The organism is Campylobacter concisus, assembly GCF_001891085.1.
GTDB classification, from domain to species: domain Bacteria; phylum Campylobacterota; class Campylobacteria; order Campylobacterales; family Campylobacteraceae; genus Campylobacter_A; species Campylobacter_A concisus_O.
Genome location: NZ_JXUP01000003.1, coordinates 181304 through 205568, shown reverse-complemented (window position 1 = coordinate 205568; position 24265 = coordinate 181304). Strand labels below are relative to the sequence as shown.

21 protein-coding genes are annotated in these 24265 nt (G+C 38.4%); 19 read left to right on the top strand and 2 right to left on the bottom strand.

Annotated elements, in window-relative coordinates; translation table 11 throughout:
• Positions 1 to 104: 104 nt before the first annotated feature.
• From TH67_RS02985 to lpxD, 12 genes are all read left to right on the top strand, one after another.
• The gene (locus tag TH67_RS02985) at positions 105 to 1445 is read left to right on the top strand and encodes a class II 3-deoxy-7-phosphoheptulonate synthase (protein WP_072594293.1); all 1341 of its coding nucleotides are present in this window, start codon (positions 105 to 107) and stop codon (positions 1443 to 1445) included.
• A gap of 23 nt (positions 1446 to 1468) precedes the next feature.
• Positions 1469 to 2425, top strand: a complete 957-nt coding sequence (locus TH67_RS02980) for an NAD(P)/FAD-dependent oxidoreductase (protein ID WP_072594292.1) — start codon at positions 1469 to 1471, stop codon at positions 2423 to 2425.
• Positions 2426 to 2427: 2 nt separating this feature from the next.
• Positions 2428 to 4680, top strand: coding sequence for a vesicular transport factor Uso1p (locus TH67_RS02975; protein WP_072594291.1), 2253 nt, complete (start codon positions 2428 to 2430; stop codon positions 4678 to 4680).
• Entirely contained in the window at positions 4677 to 5384 is a 708-nt protein-coding gene (locus TH67_RS02970; RefSeq protein WP_072594290.1) for a tRNA1(Val) (adenine(37)-N6)-methyltransferase, read from the top strand. The genes TH67_RS02975 and TH67_RS02970 overlap by 4 nt, the downstream gene beginning before the upstream one ends.
• Positions 5381 to 5746: a YkgJ family cysteine cluster protein gene (locus TH67_RS02965; RefSeq protein ID WP_021091298.1), complete on the top strand. Its 366-nt coding sequence runs from the start codon at positions 5381 to 5383 to the stop codon at positions 5744 to 5746. The genes TH67_RS02970 and TH67_RS02965 overlap by 4 nt, the downstream gene beginning before the upstream one ends.
• Positions 5725 to 6990: a tetratricopeptide repeat protein gene (locus TH67_RS02960; protein WP_072594289.1), complete on the top strand. Its 1266-nt coding sequence runs from the start codon at positions 5725 to 5727 to the stop codon at positions 6988 to 6990. Before TH67_RS02965 ends, TH67_RS02960 begins: the two co-directional genes overlap by 22 nt.
• Positions 6987 to 7772: an indole-3-glycerol phosphate synthase TrpC gene (trpC, locus tag TH67_RS02955; RefSeq protein WP_072594288.1), complete on the top strand. Its 786-nt coding sequence runs from the start codon at positions 6987 to 6989 to the stop codon at positions 7770 to 7772. The genes TH67_RS02960 and trpC overlap by 4 nt, the downstream gene beginning before the upstream one ends.
• On the top strand, positions 7772 to 8254 hold the full coding sequence (locus TH67_RS02950; RefSeq protein WP_072594287.1) for an HIT family protein: 483 nt from the start codon (positions 7772 to 7774) through the stop codon (positions 8252 to 8254). The genes trpC and TH67_RS02950 overlap by 1 nt, the downstream gene beginning before the upstream one ends.
• A complete protein-coding gene (gene mnmH / locus TH67_RS02945) occupies positions 8241 to 9254 on the top strand; it encodes a tRNA 2-selenouridine(34) synthase MnmH (protein ID WP_072594286.1) in 1014 nt (337 codons plus the stop codon). Before TH67_RS02950 ends, mnmH begins: the two co-directional genes overlap by 14 nt.
• A gap of 264 nt (positions 9255 to 9518) precedes the next feature.
• On the top strand, positions 9519 to 11213 hold the full coding sequence (locus TH67_RS02940; RefSeq protein WP_257638028.1) for an acetolactate synthase large subunit: 1695 nt from the start codon (positions 9519 to 9521) through the stop codon (positions 11211 to 11213).
• Positions 11214 to 11215: 2 nt separating this feature from the next.
• Entirely contained in the window at positions 11216 to 11677 is a 462-nt protein-coding gene (gene ilvN / locus TH67_RS02935; RefSeq protein WP_257638027.1) for an acetolactate synthase small subunit, read from the top strand.
• Positions 11677 to 12630 (top strand): UDP-3-O-(3-hydroxymyristoyl)glucosamine N-acyltransferase, encoded by a 954-nt coding sequence (gene lpxD / locus TH67_RS02930; protein ID WP_072594283.1) that lies wholly within the window; start codon positions 11677 to 11679, stop codon positions 12628 to 12630. The genes ilvN and lpxD overlap by 1 nt, the downstream gene beginning before the upstream one ends.
• Before the next feature lie 147 nt (positions 12631 to 12777).
• On the opposite strand, the gene TH67_RS02925 is transcribed toward lpxD, so the two are convergent.
• Positions 12778 to 13974 carry an acetate kinase gene (locus TH67_RS02925; protein ID WP_072594282.1) on the bottom strand — a complete coding sequence of 399 codons (1197 nt, stop codon included), beginning with the start codon at positions 13972 to 13974 and terminating at the stop codon, positions 12778 to 12780.
• Between the two features lies 1 nt (position 13975).
• The gene (gene pta / locus TH67_RS02920; protein WP_072594281.1) at positions 13976 to 15343 is read right to left on the bottom strand and encodes a phosphate acetyltransferase; all 1368 of its coding nucleotides are present in this window, start codon (positions 15341 to 15343) and stop codon (positions 13976 to 13978) included.
• A 68-nt stretch (positions 15344 to 15411) separates the two neighbouring features.
• On the opposite strand from pta, the gene flgH reads away from it, so the two are divergent.
• The 7 genes from flgH (at position 15412) to hypF (ending at position 24247) form a co-directional block, all read left to right on the top strand.
• On the top strand, positions 15412 to 16119 hold the full coding sequence (gene flgH / locus TH67_RS02915; protein ID WP_072594280.1) for a flagellar basal body L-ring protein FlgH: 708 nt from the start codon (positions 15412 to 15414) through the stop codon (positions 16117 to 16119).
• 344 nt (positions 16120 to 16463) lie between these two features.
• Positions 16464 to 17609 (top strand): hydrogenase small subunit, encoded by a 1146-nt coding sequence (locus TH67_RS02910; RefSeq protein WP_072594279.1) that lies wholly within the window; start codon positions 16464 to 16466, stop codon positions 17607 to 17609.
• 9 nt (positions 17610 to 17618) lie between these two features.
• Positions 17619 to 19337, top strand: coding sequence for a nickel-dependent hydrogenase large subunit (locus TH67_RS02905; protein ID WP_072594278.1), 1719 nt, complete (start codon positions 17619 to 17621; stop codon positions 19335 to 19337).
• Between the two features lie 9 nt (positions 19338 to 19346).
• Complete coding sequence (gene cybH, locus TH67_RS02900) at positions 19347 to 20027, top strand: Ni/Fe-hydrogenase, b-type cytochrome subunit (protein ID WP_021087640.1); 681 nt, start codon at positions 19347 to 19349, stop codon at positions 20025 to 20027.
• Entirely contained in the window at positions 20027 to 20569 is a 543-nt protein-coding gene (locus tag TH67_RS02895) for a HyaD/HybD family hydrogenase maturation endopeptidase (RefSeq protein ID WP_072594277.1), read from the top strand. Before cybH ends, TH67_RS02895 begins: the two co-directional genes overlap by 1 nt.
• Complete coding sequence (locus tag TH67_RS02890; protein ID WP_072594276.1) at positions 20566 to 22038, top strand: hypothetical protein; 1473 nt, start codon at positions 20566 to 20568, stop codon at positions 22036 to 22038. The genes TH67_RS02895 and TH67_RS02890 overlap by 4 nt, the downstream gene beginning before the upstream one ends.
• Positions 22022 to 24247 carry a carbamoyltransferase HypF gene (gene hypF / locus TH67_RS02885; RefSeq protein ID WP_072594275.1) on the top strand — a complete coding sequence of 742 codons (2226 nt, stop codon included), beginning with the start codon at positions 22022 to 22024 and terminating at the stop codon, positions 24245 to 24247. Before TH67_RS02890 ends, hypF begins: the two co-directional genes overlap by 17 nt.
• Positions 24248 to 24265: the final 18 nt, after the last annotated feature.

Here is a 24265-nt window from a genome sequence, read left to right as displayed (position 1 = left end):
ATTGTATGCAAAATATCTTTAATAACCCATTAATGGCTTTTATTTTTTAAGTTTGCCGTGATATAATCAGCGTCTAATTTAAGGCAAAAAAGATAGGAAAATAAATGACTTGGAACCGCGATAGCTGGAGAGAATTTAATATCTTGCAACAACCAAATTATCCAGATTTAAAAGAGCTTAAAGAGGTCGAAGAAAAATTAAAATCACTTCCTCCTTTGGTCTTTGCTGGCGAGGCTAGAAGTTTAAAAGAAGAACTTGCAAAAGTTTGCAATGGCGAGGCATTTTTGCTTCAAGGTGGCGACTGCGCTGAGAGCTTTACAAATTTTAATGCAAACAACATCAGAGATATGTTTAAGGTTTTACTTCAAATGGCGATAGTTTTAACCTTTGCTGGTGGCTATCCAGTGGTCAAAGTGGGCCGCGTGGCAGGGCAGTTTGCAAAGCCTAGAAGTAGCGATTTTGAAGAGGCAAATGGCGTTAAGCTTCCAAGCTATAGAGGCGACATCATAAATGGCTTTGAATTTGACGAAAAGGCAAGAGTGCCTGATCCAAAACGTATGATAGAGGCATATTATCAAAGCGCATCTACGATGAACTTACTTAGAGCCTTTTCAAGAGGTGGTTTGGCCGACCTTCATCAAGTGCATAAGTGGAATTTAGGCTTTGTTAAAAAGCCAGAGATCGGCGAAAAATACGCAAAACTAGCTGATGAGCTAACAAAGACGCTTTCATTTATGGCAGCTTGTGGCATCACTTCAGCAAATACGCCAGTCATAAATCAAACCGCGGTTTATACATCTCACGAGGCACTTTTACTACGTTATGAAGAGGCATTAACTAGGATTGATAGTCTTAGTGGTGAGTGGTATGACTGCTCGGCTCATATGCTTTGGATAGGCGAGAGAACACGTGGTATAAACGATGCTCACGTACATTTTTTAAGCGGTGTAAAAAATCCTATTGGCGTAAAGATCGGACCAAGTGCAAAGGCTGAGGATGTCATCGCGCTTGCAAATAAGCTAAATCCAGAAAATGAAGCTGGCAGACTAAATGTGATAATTAGAATGGGTGCTGATAAGATAGGCGAAAATTTACCAAAAATTTTAAGAGAGCTAAAGCGAGAAGGCCTAAATATCGTTTATAGCATCGATCCGATGCATGGCAACACCGTAAAAACATCAAATAACTACAAAACCAGAGAATTTGACAAGATAATAAGCGAGGTTAGAAGCTTTTTTGAAATTCACAAAGCTGAGGGCACAAGAGCTGGCGGTGTGCATCTTGAGATGACAGGCCAAGATGTGACTGAGTGCACAGGTGGGGCATTAAACATTACTGAAAGTTCGCTTGAGCAAAGATATGAAACACAATGTGATCCAAGGCTAAATGCTGATCAGGCACTTGAGCTTGCATTTTTGATGGCTGATCTAGTCAAAAAAGCTTAAAATTATAAAATTTGGAGAAAAAGATGGTAAATGTTTATGATCTAATCGTTGTTGGTGGCGGACCCTGTGGAATTGCTAGCGTAGTTGAGGCAAAAAGAAATGGTTTAAATAATGTTTTGCTCCTTGAAAAAGGTGACAATCATAGCCAAACGATCAGAAAATTTTACAAAGATAATAAGCGTGTGGATAAAGAGTATAAAGGGCAAGATAGCACGATACATGGCGTAGTTTCATTTGAGGATGGCACGAAAGAGAGCACGCTTGATTATTTTGATAAGCTGCTTGATACTGAAAAGATCGAAGCTTTTTTTAATTCTGAAGTAGAGAGCGTGAAAAAAGATGGAGAAATTTTTAAAGTAACTACCTCAAAAGCCGTCTATGAAGCTAAAAATGTAATGATATCAATTGGCAAAATGGGACGACCAAATAAGCCTGATTATAAAATCCCTCCTTCACTAAACTCGGTTGTAAATTTTAACCTCGATAGCTGTACAAACGGCGAAAAGGTGCTTGTTGTAGGTGGCGGAAACTCAGCAGTTGAGTATGCGATCGAGCTTTGCCAATACAATAAAACCACAATCGCTTATAGAAAAGATAATTTTAGCCGCGTAAATGAGACAAATTTAAGCGCACTTTGGGAGCTAGAAAAGCACGGCAAGATAAAAGTTAGACTAAATCACGATATAAAAGAGATAGATAACGAATCAGGCAAGGTTAGAGTGCATTACGAAAATGGCAAAATTCGCGTTTATGACAGAGTTGTCTATGCAATAGGCGGCTCAAGTCCGGTTGATTTTTTACAAAAATGTCAGATAAAAATCGATGAAAAAGGCACTCCAATAGTTGATAGTAACTACCAAAGTAGCGTGCCAGGACTTTATGTGGGCGGTGACATCGTGCTAAAAAATGGCGGCTCAATAGTCGTTGCTCTAAATCACGCTCATCACGTCATAAAAGACATTTTAAAAGGCAAGGCATAAGCTTGATAAATAAAATTTTACTAGCTATTTTTTGTTTGATAGCTGGCTTTTGTCTATCGTTTTTTAAATCTCCAAAAGAAGATGAGACACCAAAAGATACTAATCAAACGATTTATTCTATAAATTTTGACAATTTGCCAGAAGAAGAGAGACAAAAATACATCAGCAAAGATGATCTTTACGAATATGGTGGATATATAACTCCAAAAAGCTATATCCAAAATTTTACTGAAACGAACGATCGAAATTTATCAAATGATGTAAACGAACTTCAGGAGCAAGTTCGTGAGCTAAGTAAAAAAAATAAAATTTTAGCTACTGATAATGTCGATATCAGCGAGAAAAATTTAGACTTTATAAGCAAAATTTCAGAGATGAAAAAAAATATCGAAAATGAAAAAAATGAGATAGTTGAAAAAAATCAAAAGACGCTTGGCGAGCTTGAAGCACAACACTTTGAAAATATACAAACTCTCACAAAACGGCTAAATGAAGCTCAAGCTGATATGATTGAGAGCTCAAAAGCCTATGAAAAAAAGATAATAGACCTTGAAAATGCGATAAATGAGGCAAAAAATGGCGATGAAAGTAAGGTAAAAGACATCGAAGCAAATTTTGCTAAATTTAAAGAGATGGCTGAGGCAAATTACACAGCTTTAAAAGAGCAAAATATAGAGCTAAATACGACACTGACTCAAAAAGACGCACTAATAAAAGAGTATGAAAATACTCAAAATGAAAAAGATAAAAACGAAAAAAAAGAAATTTTGCTTTTAAAAGAGGAGATCGAGCGAGCAAAAAGTGACGCTAAGACACAAAAATTTAGTTATGAAAAAGAGATAAATGCACTAACTGATGGCTTTGAAACGCAAAAAAGCGTTATGGAGGATGAGCTTTCAAAAAAGGCAAATAAGATAATTGATCTTGAGGAGGCTCTTGAGTCAAGCAAGACCGCCTTAAAAGACAGAATTTATGAGCTTGATGAGATAAAGAAAAATTTAAACTCAAAAGATTTGGCAGTTGAAAACTATAATGGTAAAAATTTAGAACTAAATGCCTCTCTTGCGGCACTTCATAAAAGTTTTAATGATCTAAAAGAAAAAAATCTTAAAAGCGAGCAGGAAAATAAACTCGCAAATGAAAATATAAATTCGCTTAAAAAAGAGCTTGAGCGAGTAAATTTGATAAATAAAAAGCTAGAGAAGCAAAATTTAGATGCAAATGCAAGTCTAAGTGAGCTAAATAAAAAGCTAAATTTAAGTGAAGAGAGCTTTAAAAATGCACGAGATGAGTTAAAGACGCTTGATACAAAGACGAATAAATTTTTAAAAACTTTGTTTGAGCAAAACCAAACTATCTCTTTGCAGACCCAAAAGCTTGGTTTAAATGACAGCGAATTAAAAAATTTAAGTGCAAAGATAAATTTAAAAGATGAAAAGATAAAAGAGCTGGAAAATAATCTTACACAAACTAGTCAAATGTTAGTAGCAAAGCAAAATGAGCTAGAAGCTCAAAAAAGAACGCTAAAGATCGATATGCAAAACTATGAAATTTTGCGCCAGCAAATAAATATTTTGCAAAAAAAGATAGCCGATACGTCAGCTCTTTTTGCTGATAGCAATAAAAGTGGCGGTAAAAATTTACTAAGCTTACAAAATGAGCTTGAAAGTGCAAAACATAAGTTAAACGAGAGTAATAAGACGATTGAAAGGTTAAATTCTAAAATAAATGAACTTAGCTCATCTAGCGTAAAAGGAAGTCCAGTAAATGCCAAGATCATCGAACTTCAAAAAGATATCGAGCAAAATTTAAATAGGCAAGATGAGCTTGAAAATGAAAATGTGAATTTAAAAAATATCTTGCAGGCGACAACTAAGCCAGAGACGCCAACAAAGCTAGTTTTGATCTCTAGCCTTGAGTGTGATGACATGGACGTAAAAGATAAGGTTAGCGTGATGTGTAAGAATAGAGTGAGCGAATTTTTACAAAGATTTAACTCAAACTACCTTTATGAGATAATTCCGATCGTAGATAAGAAAAATTTTGTCATCCCGTCAAATGTGGCTCAAAGTATCAAAAAAGACGATCTTGGCAGGCTAAATAACTATGTAAATTACGGCGTTGGCAAAGAGCGCGCAAAGGCAGCAGCCGAGCTTATAAAAGAAGAATTTGGCGATTTTGCAAGGATCAGCTTTAGCTCCGAAGTGATCGTAAAAGATGTCACGCGCGGCTTTATCATCAAGGTTTATAGATGATCTTGGCTCAGCTAAAAAGTGGCTATCGCTACAACAGCGATACGCTGGTACTTTATGATTTTATAAGCTCAAGTTTGAAAAATTTTTCAGGTAGGATTTTAGACGTTGGCGCAGGGTGCGGGATACTAGGACTTTTACTTAAACGTGACTTTAAAAATTCCAGCCTAAGCTTGCTTGATATCTTGCAGATAAATGGTGAAATTTCTAAATTTAATGCCAGTAAGAACGGCTTGGAGGCAGAAATTATAAATGCTAATTTTGCAAATTTTAAAGATAGTGAGAAATTTGACCTCATCGTATCAAATCCGCCATTTTATCACGAGGGTGCGAAACAAAGCGAAGATGAGCATATAAAGGCTAGTAGATACACAAGCTCTTTAAGTTTAAAAGACTTTATAAAAGGCATAAGTATAAATTTAAAACCTCATAAAAGGGCGTTTTTTTGCTATGCACCTGATGATCTTAGCCAGATCGTAATGTGTCTAAAAGAGTTTAAGCTAAATTTAGTAAGCCTAAAATTTATTCATACAAAGGCTGATAAACCAGCAAATTTAGCCCTGTTTGAGGTAAGAAATAATTCAAACTCAAAGCTAAAAATTTTGCCGCCTTTAGTGATGAGTAAAAATGGCTCGCATACAAAAGAGGCGATTGAAATTTTTAAAAAAGCTAATACAAACAGCGTTGATTATCAGGGGCTAGCGTGAGGGTGCAAGGCTTTAGCTATGAGTTTGATGCCAGCTTTTGCGAGAGCTGTGGCGGCAAGTGTTGCACAGGAGAGAGCGGCTACATTTGGATAAACGAAGAAGAAATTTCAAAATTTTGCACTGCATTTCATATGAGTAAAGATGAGTTTGAAAAGCAGTTTTTAATAAGAGTTGGGCTAAGGTGTAGCATAAAAGAGAAACCTTATGAAGATGGCTTTGCTTGTGTATTTTTTGATGAAAAAAATAAAAACTGCTCGGTTTATGAGCTAAGGCCACAGCAGTGTAGGACTTTTCCGTTTTGGAATTATTTTAAAAAAAATTTAAAGGAGCTAAAAGCAGAATGTATTGGCGTAAAATTTTAGTATTTTTTATGAGCGTATTTTTTAACTCGCAGCTACTTTTGGCTGACGATAATAAAAGTATAAATTTACGTCTAATGCAGGCTTTATTGTTTCAAGATAGCGGAGATGTGAATGCTAGTATTCAAGCTTACTCAAACATTTTTAAAGACACAAATCAAAAAGCTTATTTAAAAGAGGCGATCAAACTCGCCTTTGCTACAAAAAATGAAAATTTAGACACTTTGATAAGTGAAGGCGAAAAAAGCTTAAAAGACGATAGCGATTTTATCCGTATAAAGGTGGCAAATTTAGTAAATCTTTCAAAGCTAAATGAGGCTAAAAGTTTAATGCAAGAGCTTGCCACAAAAGAGCCAAATGCCCAAAATTTACTCATGCTTGGCACTATTTGTATGATGCAAAATGAAACAACGACTGCGCTAAAATACTTTGAAGAGGCATACTCGCTAAAGCAAGAAGAAGAAAACTTGCTCCGTATCGTTGATATTTTGATAAATCGCATGGATAAGATAAAAGACGCTACAAAATATCTTGAAAAATTTAGAGATGAACAAGGCTGCACGCTAAAGACTTGCGAGCTTTTGGCTGAAATTTACTCCCAGCAAAGAAATTTCCCAAAGGTGATCGAACTCTTTGAAGAGCTTTATGAGCTAAATCACGACACTTCGTATATTGATAAGATTGTGCAGTTTTTTATCTATGATAAAAATTACAAAGCAGCAATTGAAATTTTAAAAAAATATAGCTACAACGATATAGCGCTTATGGATCTTTATGCGGCGACTAGTAATTTTGGTGATGCATACATACTTGCTGTTAAAATTTATAACGATAGCAGGGATTTAAATTTTTTAGCAAAAGCCGCGATTTACGAATACGAGATGAATAAAGATAACTTGAACGAACAAAAAATGTCTGAAATTTTAGACAAATTTGAAGCTAGCGTGCCAAAGCTAGAAAATGATATGTTTTTTAACTATTATGGCTACTTGCTGATAGATCATGATATTGACCCTAGAAAGGGTATAGAGCTTGTGCAAAAGGCGCTTGCTATCTCGCCTGAGTCGCCTTATTATGAGGATTCGCTAGCGTGGGGATATTTTAAGCTTGGTGAGTGCAAAAAGGCAAAGGGCATTATGCAGCACGCGATGAAAGATATTGATTTTAGAGCTTCAAAAGAGGCAAAAGAACATTTGCACCTAATAGAGCGCTGTATAATAAATCTAAATAAAAGGCTTAAAAAATGATACTTGATGAGATAATAAAAAAGACTAAAGATGATCTTGAAAAAAGAAAAGCAGACTTCCCTGAGGAGTGGCTTGGTCGCTCATTAGCATATAACCCATATGTGCCAAGAGATGTTTTAAGCGCGCTTAGAGCAAGTCAAAATGAGCCTATAAAAATCATAGCCGAGATCAAAAAAGCAAGCCCAAGTAAGGGTGTGATAAGAGAGGATTTTGAGCCGATAAAAATCGCTCAGGAGTATGAAGAATACGCAAATGCTTTTAGTATATTAACTGAACCACATTGGTTTAAAGGCGACATCGAGTACATCACTCAAGTTCGCCGCTACGCATCAAGGCCGATCCTTAGAAAAGATTTTATTATTGATAAGTATCAAATTCTTGAAGCTCTTGTTTATGGAGCGGATTTTATCTTGCTTATCGCAAAAGCACTAACACAAGGCGAGCTAAAAGAGCTTTTAGACTACGCTCATCATTTAGGGCTTGAGGTTTTGGTTGAAACTCACGACGCGAGTGATGTGAAAAAGGCTATCTTTGCAGGAGCAAATATAATAGGTATAAATCACAGAAATTTAGATGATTTTACGATGGATATGAGTCTTTGCGAGAAGCTTATACCACTTTTGCCAAATGGCAAGATAATAGTCGCTGAAAGTGGTCTTTATGAGCATGAACAGCTTAGGCAGCTAAGCAAAATAGGCGTTGATGCCTTCTTGATAGGAGAGCATTTTATGAGGCAAGATAATATAAAAAATGCCGTCAAAAAGATAAAGGAGGGCGAGTAATGCAGCACCTTTGTGCCCCTTGGAGAAGCGAATACTTTAGCGCTAAAAAAGATAGCTGTGTTTTTTGTGATGTTGTAAACTCAGATGATGATGATAAAAATGGTGTGCTTTTTCGAGCTAAACATTGTTTTGGGATTATGAATTTATATCCGTATTCTCCAGGACATTTTATGATAATACCAAATCAGCATACCGATAAGATCGAAGAGCTTGATGAGCAGACTTGGTTTGAGATGAGTAAATTTGTAAGGCTTGGAGTTGAAATTTTAAAAAAAGAGCTTTATGCTAATGGCGTAAATATAGGTATGAATTTAGGCAAAGCAGCAGGAGCTGGCATAGCTGAGCACGTGCATTATCACCTTGTGCCAAGGTGGAGCGGGGATACAAATTTTATAACCACCATCTCTGATGTGAGAGTAAATGGCACGCCATTTCATCCACTTTTTGAGAAATTAAAAAAGGCATTTAGTGCCGTTATTTGAGCTTGATGCAGAGCAGTGGCTAGAGAAAAGAAGCTCTTTTGAAATTTTAATAGACGCAAGATCGCCACATGAATTTTTATATTCTCACATAAAAGATGCTATAAATTTATACGCTTTAAATGACATAGAACATAAAGAGGTAGGCACGCTCTATAAAAGCGATAGATCCCTAGCAAAGAGCCTTGGCGCAAAATATATCTGCAAAAATTTACAAAATATCATTGATGAGGTTTATAAAAGAGCCAAGGTTGGTTCAGCTATTGGCATCTACTGCGCTAAAGGCGGGCTTAGATCAAATTCTGTTGGCTATGTGCTAAGCATGATAGGATATAGAGTTTTTAGACTTAGTGGCGGTTATAAAACTTATAGAAATCACGTTTTAGAATTTCTAAATCGACCTTTGAGCACGAAATTTATCACTCTTTTTGGAAATACTGGCTGCTATAAAAGTAAGCTAATAAGGGCTCTAAGCCCATCAATAGACCTTGAAGCTATGGCAAATCACCTAGGCTCTGTCTTTGGAGCGATAAATGGCGCGCAGCCAAGCCAAAAAAGCTTTGAAGATGCGTTGTTTGAAAAGCTCATCACGCTAAAAGATGAAATTTGCTTTATCGAGGGCGAGAGCAGAAGGATCGGCTCGTTAAGTTTGCCAAAAAGTCTTTATGAGGCGATGCGTAGTGGCATAAATGTCGAAGTAGGTGCAAGTTTAGAAAAAAGAATTTCTTGTATAGTAGATGACTATAAAAGCGTGGATAAAGCCTTTTTTGACGAGTGTATGAAGAAAATTTCGCCATTTATTGATAAAAAAGCTAGAGATGAAGCTGTGGTTAAATTTAATGAAAATGATATTGCTAAAGTAGCTGAAATTTTACTCACAAAATACTACGATAAAGTCTATAAGAAAAATGAAAATATTAATGTTTTTATAAATTCTGACGACTTTGACGAGGCCGTTAAAAAGCTAAATGATATAAAAAACGAAGCAAAATTTTTGGCTTAGTTTATTCAAAAGATTAAGCCTAAAATTTATACAAATGAGTTTTAACTCTTAAAATTTTATAGTCTTTGCTTACTTAAATTTATCAAATTTACTAAAAATAATATGTTTAATTTTATGTAAAATATTTTGTATTATTCTTCTAAACTATTTAAAAATTTTTCAAGAAAATCAAAGCAATACCTAAAATTCGCTAGAAAGTTAAAATGGATTTAAAATGCTTTGGGATATAATCTGCGATAAATTTATCAAAAGGCTAAAGTGATGATAAAACAGATTTCCGGTTCACAGATGATAAGCGAGGCCTTGCACGAAGAGGGCGTTGAGATAGTTTTTGGCTATCCTGGCGGTGCAGCTTTAAATATCTACGACGAGACATATAAACAAACTTATTTTAAGCACGTTTTGGTTCGCCACGAGCAAGCAGCCGTTCATGCAGCCGATGGATACGCTAGAGTTAGTGGTAAAGTTGGCGTTGCTTTTGTGACAAGTGGCCCTGGCTTTACAAATGCAGTCACTGGCCTTGCAACAGCTTATAGCGACAGTATCCCAATCGTGCTTATAAGCGGTCAGGTGCCAACATTTATGATCGGTACAGATGCTTTTCAAGAGATCGATGCGGTCGGCATTTCACGCCCCTGTGTTAAGCATAACTTTTTAGTTAATAGCGTTGAAGAGCTACCTCGTATCATAAAAGAGGCGTTTTACATCGCAAGATCAGGCCGTCCAGGACCGGTTCATATCGATATCCCAAAAAATATCACATCAAGACTTGGTGACTTTGTCTATCCAAAAGAAATTTCTATCCCAAGCTATAAGCCAACTTATAAAGGCAACCAAAAGCAGATAAAAAAAGCAGCAGTTGCGATAAATGAAGCTAAAAGACCACTTCTATACATCGGTGGCGGTGCAGTCGCATCAAATGCAAGCGAGATCATCCGTAAATTTATGAAAAAAACTGGCATCCCAGCAGTTGAGACACTGATGGCTCTTGGCGTGCTTGATGCAAAAGATGAGCTAAATTTAGGCATGGCAGGCATGCATGGTAGCTACGCTTCAAATATGGCACTTAGTGAGTGCGACCTTCTCATCTCGCTTGGAGCTAGGTTTTGTGACAGGATCACTGGCAGGACGGATGAGTTTGCCAAACATGCAAAGATAATTCACATAGATATCGATCCAAGCTCCATCTCAAAGATCATAAACGCTCACTATCCAATCGTTGGCGATCTTACAAACGTGCTAACTGAGCTTTATGAAGAAGTCAATGCAAAGCCTGAAAACTACGCACCTTGGAGAGAAATTTTAGATAGATATTCTAAACTAAATCCACTTGGCTACACAGATAGCGACAAGGTCTTAAAACCACAATGGGTCATCGAAGAGACTGCAAAGATAGCAGGAGCTGATGCGATAATCTCAACAGACGTCGGACAGCACCAAATGTGGGTGGCGCAGTTTTATCCGTTTAACCGAGCAAGACAGCTTGTTACAAGTGGTGGACTTGGCACAATGGGATACGGCCTCCCTGCAGCGATCGGCGCAAAATGTGCAAAACCAGACAATCTTGTTATAAATTTTACAGGCGATGGCTCAATACTTATGAATATCCAAGAATTAATGACTGCTCATGAGATAAATATGCCCGTTATAAACATCATTTTAAATAACAATTTCTTGGGCATGGTGCGCCAGTGGCAGACATTTTTCTATGAAAAACGCTACTCATCGACTGATCTTAGCTTGCAGCCTGATTTTGTCAAGATCGCTGAGGGATTTGGTGGTGTTGGCTTTGTTTGCAAGAGTAAGGATGAGTTTAGAAAGGCTTTAAAAGAAGCGATCGATAGTAAGAAATCAGCGATGATCGACGTTAGGATCGACCGCTTTGAGGATGTGCTTCCTATGGTTCCAGCTGGAGCTGCGATTTATAATATGATATTAAAGAGCAAGGAAGAAAAATGAGTATCAGAAGAACGATTTCGGTTATAGTTTTAAATGAACACGGCGTTTTGGCTAGAATTTCTGGGCTTTTTGCGGGCAGAGGCTACAACATCGATACGCTAACCGTTGCTCCAATACCTGAGAGCAACTTCTCAAGGCTAAGTATCGTAACAAGTGGCGACGAGAGAGTTTTAGAGCAGATCGTAAAGCAGCTTCACAAGCTCATACCAACGTATAAAGTCATAGAAAGTGGCGAATTTGTCGAAAAAGAGATGGCTCTTCTGAAAATTCCGCTTGGTGAAAATTTTGCCGGTCTTGAGGCGATACTAAAGTCGTACAACGGTATCGTTACAAATACAAACGAAAACTACATCGTTGTCATGGTGGCTGACGATGCGAGTAGGATCGAGAGCTTTTTAAAATCGATAAAGAAATTTAACCCAGTTGACGTCGTACGCGGCGGATCTGTGATAATGGATATATGATGAAACTAAGTGAAATAGCTTTAAAAGTAAACGCTACTTTTAGCGGAGAAGATATAGAAATTTTTGCCTTAAATTCTTTAAAAAATGCAAATAAAGCTGAGCTAACATATTGCGACGGCGAGAAGAATGCAAAATTTATAAGCACATCAAACGCTGGAGCCATATTGGTGACAAAATCGCTTTTAGACTTGGTGCCAGCTGGTATGGTCACACTTGTGTGTGATAACCCGCACCTTGCATTTGCCTTGCTTAGTAAAGATTATGCTAAGCCACTTTTTTGTGAGCCAAAGCCATCAAATATCGCCAAGAGTGCAAAGATAATGCCAAATGTCTACATAGGCTCAAATGTGAGCGTGGGTGAAAATACGGTAGTCATGGCTGGAGCATTTTTGGGCGATAACGTAACTATCGGTAAAAACTGCATCATCCATCCAAATGTCGTCATCTACAACGACTGCGTCATCGGCAATGAGTGCCATCTTCTGGCAAACTGCGTTATAGGCAGCGATGGCTTTGGCTATGCACATACAAAAACTGGCGAGCATGTAAAAATTTATCACAATGGCAATGTTGTTTTAGGCGATTTTGTCGAGATCGGTGCTTGCACAACGATAGATCGCGGCGTTTTTGAAAGCACGATGATCGCAAACTACACAAAGATAGACAATCTCGTTCAAATAGGCCATAACTGCGAACTTGGAAATGGCTGCCTAATAGTCTCACAAACTGGACTTGCTGGCTCAACAGTGCTAGGCAGAAACGTCGTAATGGGCGGACAAAGCGGCTCAGCTGGTCATGTAAAAGTGGGCGACTTCGCGCAGATCGCAGCACGCGGTGGTGTTAGCAAAGATCTGCCTGGTGGCAAAAAATACGCTGGAGCTTATCCGATAATGGAGCTTTCAGATCAGTTTAAACTCCAAGCAAAAATTTTGAGATTTTTTAAGAAAAATTGATTGCAAGCTTTTGCGAGCTTAAAATCGCAAAAGCTTTTTATCTCGTAGCCTAAAAATGCTAATTCTATTTTAAAACGAGCTAGGTTTAAAATTTATATATCAAATCTGGCAAAATACAAAATAACTATTTTATTTTTAAACATCTATTTATTTAGCTTTGCTCTCTTTTATTACTCTAGCCGTTTCTATCGCGATTTCTAGCTCTTCGTTTGTTGGGATGATGAGCGTTTTTATTGTTGCATCTTTATCATCTATGCACCTTTCACCTCTCTCGCTTGAGAAATTTAGATCGTGATTTATGTGAATGCCAAGATGCTTTAGATCATCACAAATTTTTTGCCTTGTATTTGGTGCATTTTCGCCAATACCGCCGGTAAATATGAGCGCATCAACGCGTCCTAAAATGGCGTAATATGAGCCAATATATTTTTTCACTCGGTAGCAAAACATCTCAAATGCAAGCTTTGCTCGCTCATCGTCTTGCATTTTGGCCACAACATCTCTCATGTCGCTTGAGCCACAAATTCCAAAAAGTCCGCTTTTTTTATTTAAAAAGTTATCGATCTCGTTCCACTTTAAGACGCCGATATTTAGCAGGTAAATGACCACAGCTGGGTCCATATCGCCACTTCTTGTACCCATTATGAGCCCTTCAAGTGGGCTAAGCCCCATCGAGGTATCGATACTTTTGCCATTTTGTACTGCACAGGCTGAGGCGCCGTTACCTAGATGAAGTGAGATAGCGTTAAATTTATCAAATTCTATGCCAAGCATTTTGGCCGCTTGCTTGCAGACGTATCTATGCGATGTGCCGTGAAAGCCGTATTTTCTGATATGATGAGTCTTGCAAACGTCATAAGGTAGAGCGTAGCGGTAGGCGTACTCTGGCATGCTTTGATGAAATACCGTGTCAAAAACGACCACGTGAGGCACATTTTTGCTCTCTTTCATTGCGTTTTTAATGCCAGCAAGGTGCCCTGGGTTATGAAGAGGGGCAAGTGGACTTATCTCCTCGATCTTTTTGATGACGCTCTCATCAACGATCATCGAGCTAAAAAAGCTCTCGCCGCCGTGAACTATCCTGTGTCCGATACCATCAAGCTCGCTTAGATCGTGCAAGGTGTGTGAAGTGACAAAGAGCTCGTTCATCGCCTCAAGTCCGTCATGGTGGTCTTTTATGAAGCGTTTTATCTCGTAGGTTTCACCATTCGCTTTTAGTACCGCTCTTGAGCTGGAGCTACCGATTTGCTCTATTAGACCGCTTGCTAGACTGGTTTTGGTATCCATTGCAAAAAGTTGAAATTTTATTGAGCTACTACCCGAGTTTAAAACCAAAATTCTCATATTATTCTCCTGCTTGTATGGCACTGATTAAGATAGTATTTACCACGTCTTCAACGAGGCAACCGCGGCTTAGGTCATTAACCGGCTTTTTTAATCCTTGAAGTATCGGACCTACGGCTAGGGCGTTTGCGCTTCGCTGAACTGCTTTGTAACAGATATTTCCACAGTTTAAATTTGGAAAAATAAAGACATTTGCATGCCCAGCAACCTCTGAGTTTGGCATCTTTTTGCCAGCGACACTTAGATCAACGGCTGCGTCAAACTGAATTGGCGCTGAGATTTTTAAATTTGCATCAAGCTCGCTAGCTTTTTTAGCAGCTTCTTTTACAAACTCCACATCAGGCCCACTTCCACTATCAGCCGTAGAGTAGCTTAGCATGGCGATCTTTGGGCTAAGTCCAAAAGCACTTGCCGTTTGAGCGCTGCTTAGCGTGATGCTAGCTAGCTCATCTGCGCTTGGATTTGGCGTGACGGCGCAGTCGGCAAAGAGTAAAATTTCCTCTTCAAGTGCCATGAAAAATGCCCCACTTACCACACTTACATTTGGCTTTGTTTTTATGATCTGCAAAGCTGGGCGGATCGTATCAGCCGTGCTCATTGTAGCACCACTTACCAAGGCATCAGCTATGCCTTCATGAATTAGCATCGTAGCAAAGTAAATTTTATCTTTAGCAAGTGCGTTTGCCTTGACTTCGTCCACGCCTTTATGCTTTCTAAGCTCATAAATTTTCTTTGCAAATTCTTTTGTTAGCTCATTTTGTTCTGGATTGATCACTTTGGCTTTGCTTAAATTTAGCCCCAAAGCGGCCGCTTTTTTTGAAATTTCATCTTCAAGTCCTAGCAAGATGATATTTGCCGCACCTTTTTCTAGCACGATGTGAGCTGCTTTTAAAATTCTCTCATCGTCGCTCTCTGGTAAAACAACGGTCTTGTTTGCTACTTTGGCCCTTTTTAGAAGCAAGCTTTGAAATTTAAATGGTGTGATTATGTCAGCCTTGTAGCTCAAAATTTCATCAAAATCATCGGTTATTAGAAGCTTTGAGTTTGGATTTAGCGCTTTTAGCTCGCTTGCGTTTTCATCAAAAACTGGTGCGTTTAAATTTCTAGCTAGCTTTAAATTTATCTCGCTTTTGCCAAAGACACTAAAGCCCTCACAGCCAATGACTATGACGAAGTCGCTTTTGGCTTTTAACTCTTCAAATTTATCTATAAATTTTAGAAAAAATTCTTTTTCATTTGAATTTATTAAGTTATTTTTATCGTTTTCATCTGGGATTATCTTAAAAATCTCAACTTTTTTGAATTTTGTAGCTATAATTTCTTGCAGATGTGCTAAATTTTTGTCTGTAAAAACGTAACAACTTTTCATTTGCGACCTTTTTAGGAACTTAAATTGCTTAATTCTAGCACAAAGATACTTATTTTAAGGCATTTTTTATGAACCATAAAACGATTTGGCTCGTCTTATCTGCGGGCATTATTTGCACTGGCTGCACACCAAGTGCTGATCCTCATATCAATATGAAACCCCCGGTTTATGTCGAGCAACTCCCTTCAAAAGATAGTGGAACCGGACAAAGCAACGCTGGCAGCCTCTTTGGAAAGGGCGAAAATCCTCTTTTTTCAGATAGAAAAGCGATGAATGTAAATGATATCGTGACTATCGTTATCTCAGAAAATGCAAGCCAAACTTCAACTGGTAGTAAAAGTACAAATAAAGATAGCACCATCTCGCTTGGCGGAGGTGTATTTACGGCTGGAGCTGCTCCACTTTCAAATATAGCTGATAATCTAAACAAATACGGCGACATCGGCTTTAAAGCAGGTGGTGGCAATAAATTTACAGGAAGTGGCACGAGCAACAGAAGTGAGAAATTTACCGCAACCATTTCAGCTAGGATCATAAAAATCCTAAATAACGGCAACTATTTCATAGAAGGTAGTCGCGAGCTACTTATAAACGGCGAAAAGCAGATCATGCAAGTAAGTGGCGTTATCAGACCTTACGACATCTCACAAAACAACGAAATCGACTCAAAATATATAGCTGATGCCAAAATTTTATACAAAACCGAGGGCGAGCTAGACAAATCTACCAAAAAGCCTTGGGGCACAAGGCTCATGGAGGCTATCTGGCCATTTTAATGCAAATTTAAAAGCCTAAATTTCATCCATTTGGGCTTTTAAAAATTTATATCTCAAAAATTTCTCTCGCCTTAAATATGCTAAATTTTTAAAAATCATTAAAAATTATAGTTGATATTTACTTTCAGAATAATATGCTTAAAATATTGAAAATTCATCAAATCAAAATAAAATTTTTCAAAATATTATTTTTTATATTTTGAAAATATATCGCAAAAAAGGGATTTTAAATTTTTTAGTTAAAATTTATTTAATTATAAATATTAATTTTATAAAATAATTTTTTACTTCTTTAAACAAAGATATTATTAACAAAAGTAAAATTTTCAAGCAAAGGAGCTTATATGAATAATGACTTGCGTCAAAAGATAGATAGGCGCTTAAGTGAGCTTAGTGCGTTGCCTAAGATGAAAAGCGACTCGAGTATTGCGCAGCTTTTAAAAGATAAAGGCTTTACGAGGCGTGATTTTATGAAGTGGGCTGGTGCGATGACAGCTTTTATGGCTCTACCAAGTGCGATGACACCGATGGTTGCTCGTGCTGCTGAGCTTAGCGATAGGCTTCCTGTGATATGGCTTCATATGGCAGAATGCACAGGCTGTAGCGAGAGCTTACTAAGAACCGATGCTCCAAGCATAGATAGTCTTATATTTGACTACATAAGCCTTGAATACCACGAAACTATCATGGCAGCTTCTGGTTGGCAGGCTGAAGAAAATTTAGAGAGTGCGATCGAAAAATACAAAGGCAGATACATCCTACTAGTTGAGGGAGGTATCCCAACTGGTGCGACTGAAAATTTCTTAACTGTTGGACCTCATGGCACAACAGGTAAAACTCATGCTGTAAATGCTTCAAAAGACGCAGCTGCTATCTTTGCGATCGGCACCTGTTCTAGCTTTGGTGGCATTCAAGCTGCAAGGCCAAATCCATCAAATTCAGTGGGATTTTCAAAGGTAACTGATAAGCCAGTTATTAATGTTGCGGGCTGTCCACCAAGTGAGAAAAATATCGTTGGTAACGTGCTTCATTTCTTGCTTTTTGGCACACTTCCAGCACTTGATGTTTACAATAGACCAAAATGGGCTTATGGCTTAAGAATTCACGATCTTTGCGAAAGACGTGGTCACTTTGACGCTGGCGAGTTTGTCCAAAACTTTGGCGATGAAGGCGCAAAAAATGGCTACTGCTTATATAAAGTAGGCTGTAAAGGTCCATATACATTTAATAACTGCTCACGCGAGAGATTTAACCAGCACACATCATGGCCAGTTCAAGCAGGTCACGGCTGTATAGGCTGCTCAGAGCCAGACTTCTGGGATACGATGGGACCATTTGAAGAGCCTATGGCAGATAGACTCTTTGATACTGTTTTGGGTCTTGGAGCTGATAATGTCAGCGATAAAGTTGGCATTGGAATTTTAGCTCTTACTGGCATTGGTATAGCAGCTCACGCTGTTATAGCTTCTATGAGTAAAGATAAAGAATAAGGCGAAAAAATGAGTGAAAAAAGAATAGTAATAGACCCTATAACACGTATCGAGGGACACTTAAGAATAGAAGTTGTCGTAGATGAAAATAATGTCGTAAAAGAGGCTTACTCTGGCTCAACTCTTTGGCGTGGCTTAGAGCAGATCGTAAAAGGCAGAGATCCAAGAGATGCTGGCTTTTTCATGCAAAGAATTTGTGGCGTTTGTACATACTCACACTACCGAGCAGGCATCATCGCAGTTGAAAATGCCCTTGGTATCAAGCCTCCATTAAATGCAGAGCTAACTAGAACGCTTATGAATGCAGCTTTATATCTTCACGATCACATCGTGCACTTTTATCAGCTCCACGGCATGGACTGGGCGGACGTAGTCTCCGCACTAAGCGCAGACGTACATAAAGCTAGCGAAGAGGCGTTTAAATACACTGATTTGCCATTTGCCACAGGAGCTGACAAGCTAAAAGAGGTAAAAGAGAGAGTTGAAGCCTTTGTTAAAAAGGGCAACCTTGGACCATTTGCCAACGCATACTGGGGACATAGTACATATAAATTTACGCCAGAGCAAAATTTAATCGTCCTCTCACACTACTTAGAGTGCTTAAGGATTCAAAGAACAGCAGCTCAGATGATGGCTATCTTTGGTGCTAAAAACCCACATCCACAAAGCCTAACAGTTGGCGGTGTGACTTGCGTGATGGACCTTATGGATCCAGCTAGAATGGGCGAATATATGAGTAAATTTGCTGAGATCAAAGAATTTGTTGATAGAGCTTACTATCCAGATATCTTGATGGCAGCTAAAGCTTATGGTAACGAGCCAAGCGTTCTAAACGATGTTGGTGTGGCAAATTTACTCTGCTACGATGAGTTTTTGATCGGCAAAAATGATCATCTATTTAAAGGTGGCTATATCTTAAATGGCGATCTTAACAAGGTTTATGATATCGATGAAAATAAAATCACTGAAGAAGCTACTAGGTCTTGGTATAAAAACGACAAAGCACTTCACCCATATGACGGCGAGACTGAAGCAAACTACACAGGCCTTATTGATGGCGAGAGCATAGATGGCGAGGGCAAGCTAGCTCACAGCAAGCTTTTTGATACAAAGGGCAAATATAGCTGGATCAAAGCACCAAGATATGATGGCATGCCTATGCAAGTAGGACCGATCGCAAGCATCGTCATAAACTACGCTAAAGGCAACGAGAGAGTTAAAAAGGTAGTTGATGAGTTTTTAGCAAAGAGTGGCTTGCCACTAAGCGCAGTCTTTTCAACTCTAGGCAGAACTGCTGCTCGTATGCTTGAAGCAAAAGTGGTCGCAGAGCACACGATGGACGCATTTAATGCCTTGATCGAAAATTTAAAGACAGATCAAGAGACCTGCACAAAATATGTCATAGATAATGGCAAAGAGTATAAAGGCCACTTCAAAGGCAACGCTCCAAGAGGCGCGCTAAGCCACTGGTGCCGCATAAAAGATGGCGTCATCTCAAACTGGCAAGCGGTCGTGCCAAGCACTTGGAACGCCTCTCCAAAAGACGCCAAAGGTCAAATGGGTAGCTACGAGGCGTGCTTAGTTGGTATGAAGATCGCTGATCTTTCAAAACCACTTGAGATAATACGAAAAATTCACTCTTACGACCCTTGCATCGCGTGTGCCGTGCATGTTATGGACACGAAGGGAAATGATTTGAGTACTTATAAGATAAATCCAAATTTGTAAGGAGAGAAGATGTCACATAAAAATCCTGACAGGATCAGCGAATACGAATTCTCCATCGGCGTTAGGCTGACACACTGGATTAGATTTATAGCTATCACACTTTTGATTGTGAGCGGCTACTACATCTCTTATGTCTTTATGAGCCCAGAGATCACGAGCGAGCCTACAAATTTCATGCAAGCAAAGTGGCGTTTGGCGCATCAGGTCGCTGGCTTTGTGCTAATAGCGGTATTTATCTTTAAATTCTATCTATTTGTCTTTGACAAACACAGCAAAAAAGAGTGGATGAGTGTGCTTGACTTTTTGAGTCCAAAAGTTTGGATAGCGCAGATAAAGTACTACATTTTTATGGGGCCACACCCGCATTTAAGGGGCGTTTATAACCCATTGCAGTTTGCCTCATACTTTTTCTTTTACGTCATCTTGGCACTCATTTGCCTAACTGGCCTAGTGCTTTACGCTCACGTTTATCACAATGGACTTGGCGGAGCGATCTACGAGCCAGCAAGATACTTTGAAGAGCTTATGGGCGGACTAGCAAATGTTAGAACGATACATAGAATTTGCATGTGGATTATCATGATATTTGTGCCTATTCACGTTTATATGGCGATATTTAACGCCGTTAAAGGCAAAAATGGAGCGATGGACGCCATCGTTAGTGGCTATAAATTTGTAAAAGAACACTGATGAGAGTGCTTGTTCTTGGCATTGGCAACGTGATGTTTGCTGATGAGGGCATAGGTGTTCATTTTGTAAATTTGATGGCTAAAAACTATAAATTTACAAGCTCTAAAAACGAGCTTACTCTAATGGACGGGGGCACTTTAGCCCTCGCTCTAACTCACATTATAAGCGAATTTGACTATCTTATTGTCGTTGATTGCATTAGCGCAAATGGCGCAAGCGTGGGCGATGTTTATTTTTTCGACTTTCTAAACGTACCAAATTTTATCAGCTGGGACGGCTCGGCTCACGAGATCGAGATGCTTCAAACCCTTCATCTAATGGAGCTTGCAGGCGACAGACCGACAACCAAAATCTTAGGCATCGTGCCTAGCCGCATAGAGTCATCAAATTTTAGCCTCTCAGATGAAGTTATAAAAGCTTCTAGTATCCTAGAAAAAACGCTACTTGAACACTTAAAAGAGCTTGATTTTAAGTGTGAAAAGGTGGCAAATTTTACCCTAAATGATATCGTTGATGAATACGCTAAAAAAGGTTTAAAATGATACTTGCTTTTAAATTTACTTGCCACAAGGACGCTTCGTTTCTGGTGCCATTTTTACGCTTGCTTGCTGGCGATCTAGCTCATAGTCTAAAGTGCAAAGAAGATGAAATTTGTCTAAAGGTAAGTGGTAATGCCAGTGAGCTTGAGAGCGTGGCAAATAAAGCAAGTACGCTCTTGCCATTTAGTCTTTTTATAAAGCATAGTGAGGTTTTGGCTGCAAGCGAGCTTGATGAAGATAGCAAGATAAATGAGATAAAATTTGGTGGACTAACTCCGACTCAAGCGAGCACATTTTTGGCTAGCGAAAAGGCTATCTTAAATGAAAGTGGCGCGCTATGTGAAAGTAAATTTGAGGGCGAGATAACGCTTGATAATTTTAATGAAAAGCTTAAAATCTGCCTAAATTTATTAAAAAATGGTAAGAGTGTTTGCGTAGAGCAAGATAAAAATTTATATGAAATTTCTCTTGGCGTAAATTTTGATACAAATTTCTTGATGCCTGTAAATTTAAAGCAGCTACCAAAAATTTTTATTGCTGATGATAGAGCTTTGACATTTCTGGCTAGTTTTGAAAAGCCACTTTTAGCACTAAAGACAACAGCTATTTATAGGCAAAATCACGAGAATGCACCACTATTTTTTGACGTGATGGCGCCAAACGATCTTTTTCTTTATGCCATTTGTGAGCAGCTAAATAAAGAAAGCTTTAGCTTTTTAAGCGTTAAAGTAAAGGAGCAAAAAAATGCTCTTTCAAGGCTTACTTTGCTTGAAAGTAGCGCAGTTTTAAGCCCATTTTTCTATGCAAAAAACGAGGAATTAGAGCTTAGTAATTTTAGCGATATAGCTTTAGGGCTAAAATTTAGCAAATTTAGCGATGATGAAATTTGCCTGCTTTCAAAATCAAGCAAAACGCAGCTTCTATTTTTGCCAAAAATTAGTAGCTTTGAAGAAATTTATGAGCTCATAAGAGCCGAGGAGGGCGGCGAAAGGCTACTTGAAAATTTCAGCAAAGAGCATGCCCTGCCAAGTGGTAAATTTAGCTCAAATGCTAGCTTTTTCTCGCTATTTTGCATAGCTGGGCGCATACTTGGCTTAGGTGATGACTTTAAAAAAGCAGGAGAGAATTTGCTCCTTATGGCAGCTGATTTTAGCGGTCAAAAGGGCGTTAGGATCGATTATAAGATGAAAGATGACTTTGGTTTAGACGGGGTTAAGTTTGTAAAAAGTATCATTTCATTCATCCTTGCTGGCGCTGGAGAGAAGAATATCAGCTTTGGTTGCACCGAGTCTTTGGCGCACTTTTTGAGCGATTTTAGCTATGAAAAACGAGATAAATTTAACATCAAAAATGTTACTTTAAGCGGGGATTTATTTTATAATAAGGTAGTTAGCAACTTGATAAAAAAGCACCTAAACCCAAATATAAAAACAAATTTTGACCCCGGATTTGGCGTTGAGATCAAGCTTTAGATATGAGATCAAGGGCTTAGTTCAAGGCGTTGGCTTTAGACCTTTTGTCTATACTTTAGCGGATAAATTTAAGCTAGTTGGTGAAATTTACAATGACGATGAGGGTGTGAAGCTAAATTTTAGCGGCGAAGAGGCCAGCTTTTTGGCTTTTGAAAAGGAGCTTTATGAGAAGCTGCCAGCCCTTGCTAGGATCGATGAGCTAAAGAAGATTAAGATAGATAAAATTTATGAAAAACTTGAGATCATCGCTTCAAAATCAGCCACCAAACAAGCGCCCATTTTGCCTGATTACGCACTTTGTGACGACTGTTTGCGCGAGTTTTATGAACCCACAAATCCACGCTACAAATATCCATTTATAAACTGCACCAACTGCGGACCTAGATTTTCGATCATCAAAGCATTGCCTTATGACAGGGCAAATACGACGATGAACGAGTTTAAAATGTGTAAATTTTGTGAGAGCGAATACAAAGATCCGCTTAACCGCCGCTACCACGCAGAGCCGATCTCTTGCCCAAACTGCGGACCAAGGCTCTATCTAAAAGATAAATTTGGCAAAGTCTTGGCTAGTGGGAACGAAGCGGCCAAAGATGCGGCTAAGCTCATAAACGAGGGCAAAATCTTAGCCATTAAAGGGCTTGGTGGCTTTCATTTGATTTGTGATGCGACAAATGAAGACGCAGTTAGCGAGCTAAGAGCTAGAAAGCACCGCCCAAGCAAGCCCTTTGCTTTGATGAGTAAAAATTTACAAAACGCTAGAGAGATAGCGCAAATTTCAGAGGCAGAGGCAAAGCTACTTAACTCAAATTTAAAGCCAATCGTCTTACTTGAAGCAAAAAACGGCTCAAATATCGCAAAAAGCGTCGCACCAAATTTAAACAAGCTTGGCGTCATGCTCGCATTTAGTGGCATACATCTTTTGCTTTTTGACTACCTTGAGCACGACATCGTCGCAACTAGCGCAAACATCTCAGGCGAAGTTGTGATAAAAGATGAGAGCGAGTTAAGAGAAAAGCTAGGTGACGTCATAGACTTTTACCTTGATCACGACCGAGAAATTTACTCACCAAGTGACGATAGTATCGCATTTTGCGTTGGCGATGAAGTGGTTTTTACAAGGACGAGCCGTGGGCTAAATCCAAATTTTATCCATACAAATTTCAAGCAAAAAGGGACATTTTTAGCCCTTGGAGCGGAGCTAAAGAGCTCATTTTGCATCTATAAAGACGGACTTTTGATGATCAGTCCATATATCGGCGATCTAAAAAACGTGGCGACTTTTTATAGGTTTAAGGACATTTTCACCCTTTTTGAAAAGACTTACAGCCTAAAAATCGATAAAGTTATAGCCGATTTGCATCCAAATTTTTTAAATACAAAATGGGCAAAGGATCAGGGCTTTGAGCTAGTTTATTTGCAGCACCACTACGCGCATTTGCTAAGCGTGATCTTTGAAAATGATCTAGCAGATAAAAAGTACCTTGGCTTTTGCTTTGATGGCACTGGATACGGGGAAGATGGCAAAATTTGGGGTGGCGAGGTCTTTAGACTAGATAAAAAGAGTTACGAGCGAGTTTATCATTTTGATGAATTTAGCCTATTTGGGGGCGAAAACAGCATCAAAAATATTTATCTAATCGCATATTCTATTATTTTAAAATACTCTCTTGAGGACGAAGCTGGTAAATTTTTAGTAAATTTTGATGAAAAAATGCTTGCAAATTTTAAAAAAATGGAGCAAAAAGGGTTAAACTTAGTAAAGACTAGCTCAGTTGGTAGGATATTTGACGCATTTGGGGCGATTATTTGTGGGCTTTTTCACTCGAGTTTTGAGGGCGAGAGTGGTATGAGGCTTGAAGCGCTTTATGATAAAAATTTAGATGCGTGTTATAAATTTAGTCTAGATAATGAAGTGATCAGCTTTAAAGAAGCTTTTAAAAGTGCTTTAAAAGATGAGCCAAGAGTGGCTGCAACGGCATTTATAAATGGCTTGGCTGATATTATTTTTGAAATTTCAAAAAAAGAAAAAATTGAAATTTTGCTAAGCGGCGGAGTTTTTCAAAATAAGACTTTACTCGAACTTATTTACAAAAAATTTACTAAAGCAAATTTGAAATTTTATATCAATAAAAAATTCTGTAGCAACGATTCTAACGTAAATTTAGGGCAAATTTATTATTATTTATCCACATTTTCTAATAAGTGATGTATAATGATTATAAAC

What these genes read in the sequence shown, in the direction of transcription:
- TH67_RS02980 (WP_072594292.1), top strand. Translation starts at nt 1,469, where the DNA reads ATGGTAAATGTTTATGATCTAATCGTTGTTGGTGGCGGACCCTGTGGA.
- lpxD (WP_072594283.1), top strand. Translation starts at nt 11,677, where the DNA reads ATGAAACTAAGTGAAATAGCTTTAAAAGTAAACGCTACTTTTAGCGGA.
- TH67_RS02985 (WP_072594293.1), top strand. Translation starts at nt 105, where the DNA reads ATGACTTGGAACCGCGATAGCTGGAGAGAATTTAATATCTTGCAACAA.
- TH67_RS02905 (WP_072594278.1), top strand. Translation starts at nt 17,619, where the DNA reads ATGAGTGAAAAAAGAATAGTAATAGACCCTATAACACGTATCGAGGGA.
- TH67_RS02925 (WP_072594282.1), bottom strand. Translation starts at nt 13,974, where the DNA reads ATGAGAATTTTGGTTTTAAACTCGGGTAGTAGCTCAATAAAATTTCAA.
- TH67_RS02910 (WP_072594279.1), top strand. Translation starts at nt 16,464, where the DNA reads ATGAATAATGACTTGCGTCAAAAGATAGATAGGCGCTTAAGTGAGCTT.
- trpC (WP_072594288.1), top strand. Translation starts at nt 6,987, where the DNA reads ATGATACTTGATGAGATAATAAAAAAGACTAAAGATGATCTTGAAAAA.
- TH67_RS02890 (WP_072594276.1), top strand. Translation starts at nt 20,566, where the DNA reads ATGATACTTGCTTTTAAATTTACTTGCCACAAGGACGCTTCGTTTCTG.
- pta (WP_072594281.1), bottom strand. Translation starts at nt 15,343, where the DNA reads ATGAAAAGTTGTTACGTTTTTACAGACAAAAATTTAGCACATCTGCAA.
- TH67_RS02950 (WP_072594287.1), top strand. Translation starts at nt 7,772, where the DNA reads ATGCAGCACCTTTGTGCCCCTTGGAGAAGCGAATACTTTAGCGCTAAA.
- TH67_RS02970 (WP_072594290.1), top strand. Translation starts at nt 4,677, where the DNA reads ATGATCTTGGCTCAGCTAAAAAGTGGCTATCGCTACAACAGCGATACG.
- TH67_RS02960 (WP_072594289.1), top strand. Translation starts at nt 5,725, where the DNA reads ATGTATTGGCGTAAAATTTTAGTATTTTTTATGAGCGTATTTTTTAAC.
- cybH (WP_021087640.1), top strand. Translation starts at nt 19,347, where the DNA reads ATGTCACATAAAAATCCTGACAGGATCAGCGAATACGAATTCTCCATC.
- flgH (WP_072594280.1), top strand. Translation starts at nt 15,412, where the DNA reads ATGAACCATAAAACGATTTGGCTCGTCTTATCTGCGGGCATTATTTGC.
- TH67_RS02895 (WP_072594277.1), top strand. Translation starts at nt 20,027, where the DNA reads ATGAGAGTGCTTGTTCTTGGCATTGGCAACGTGATGTTTGCTGATGAG.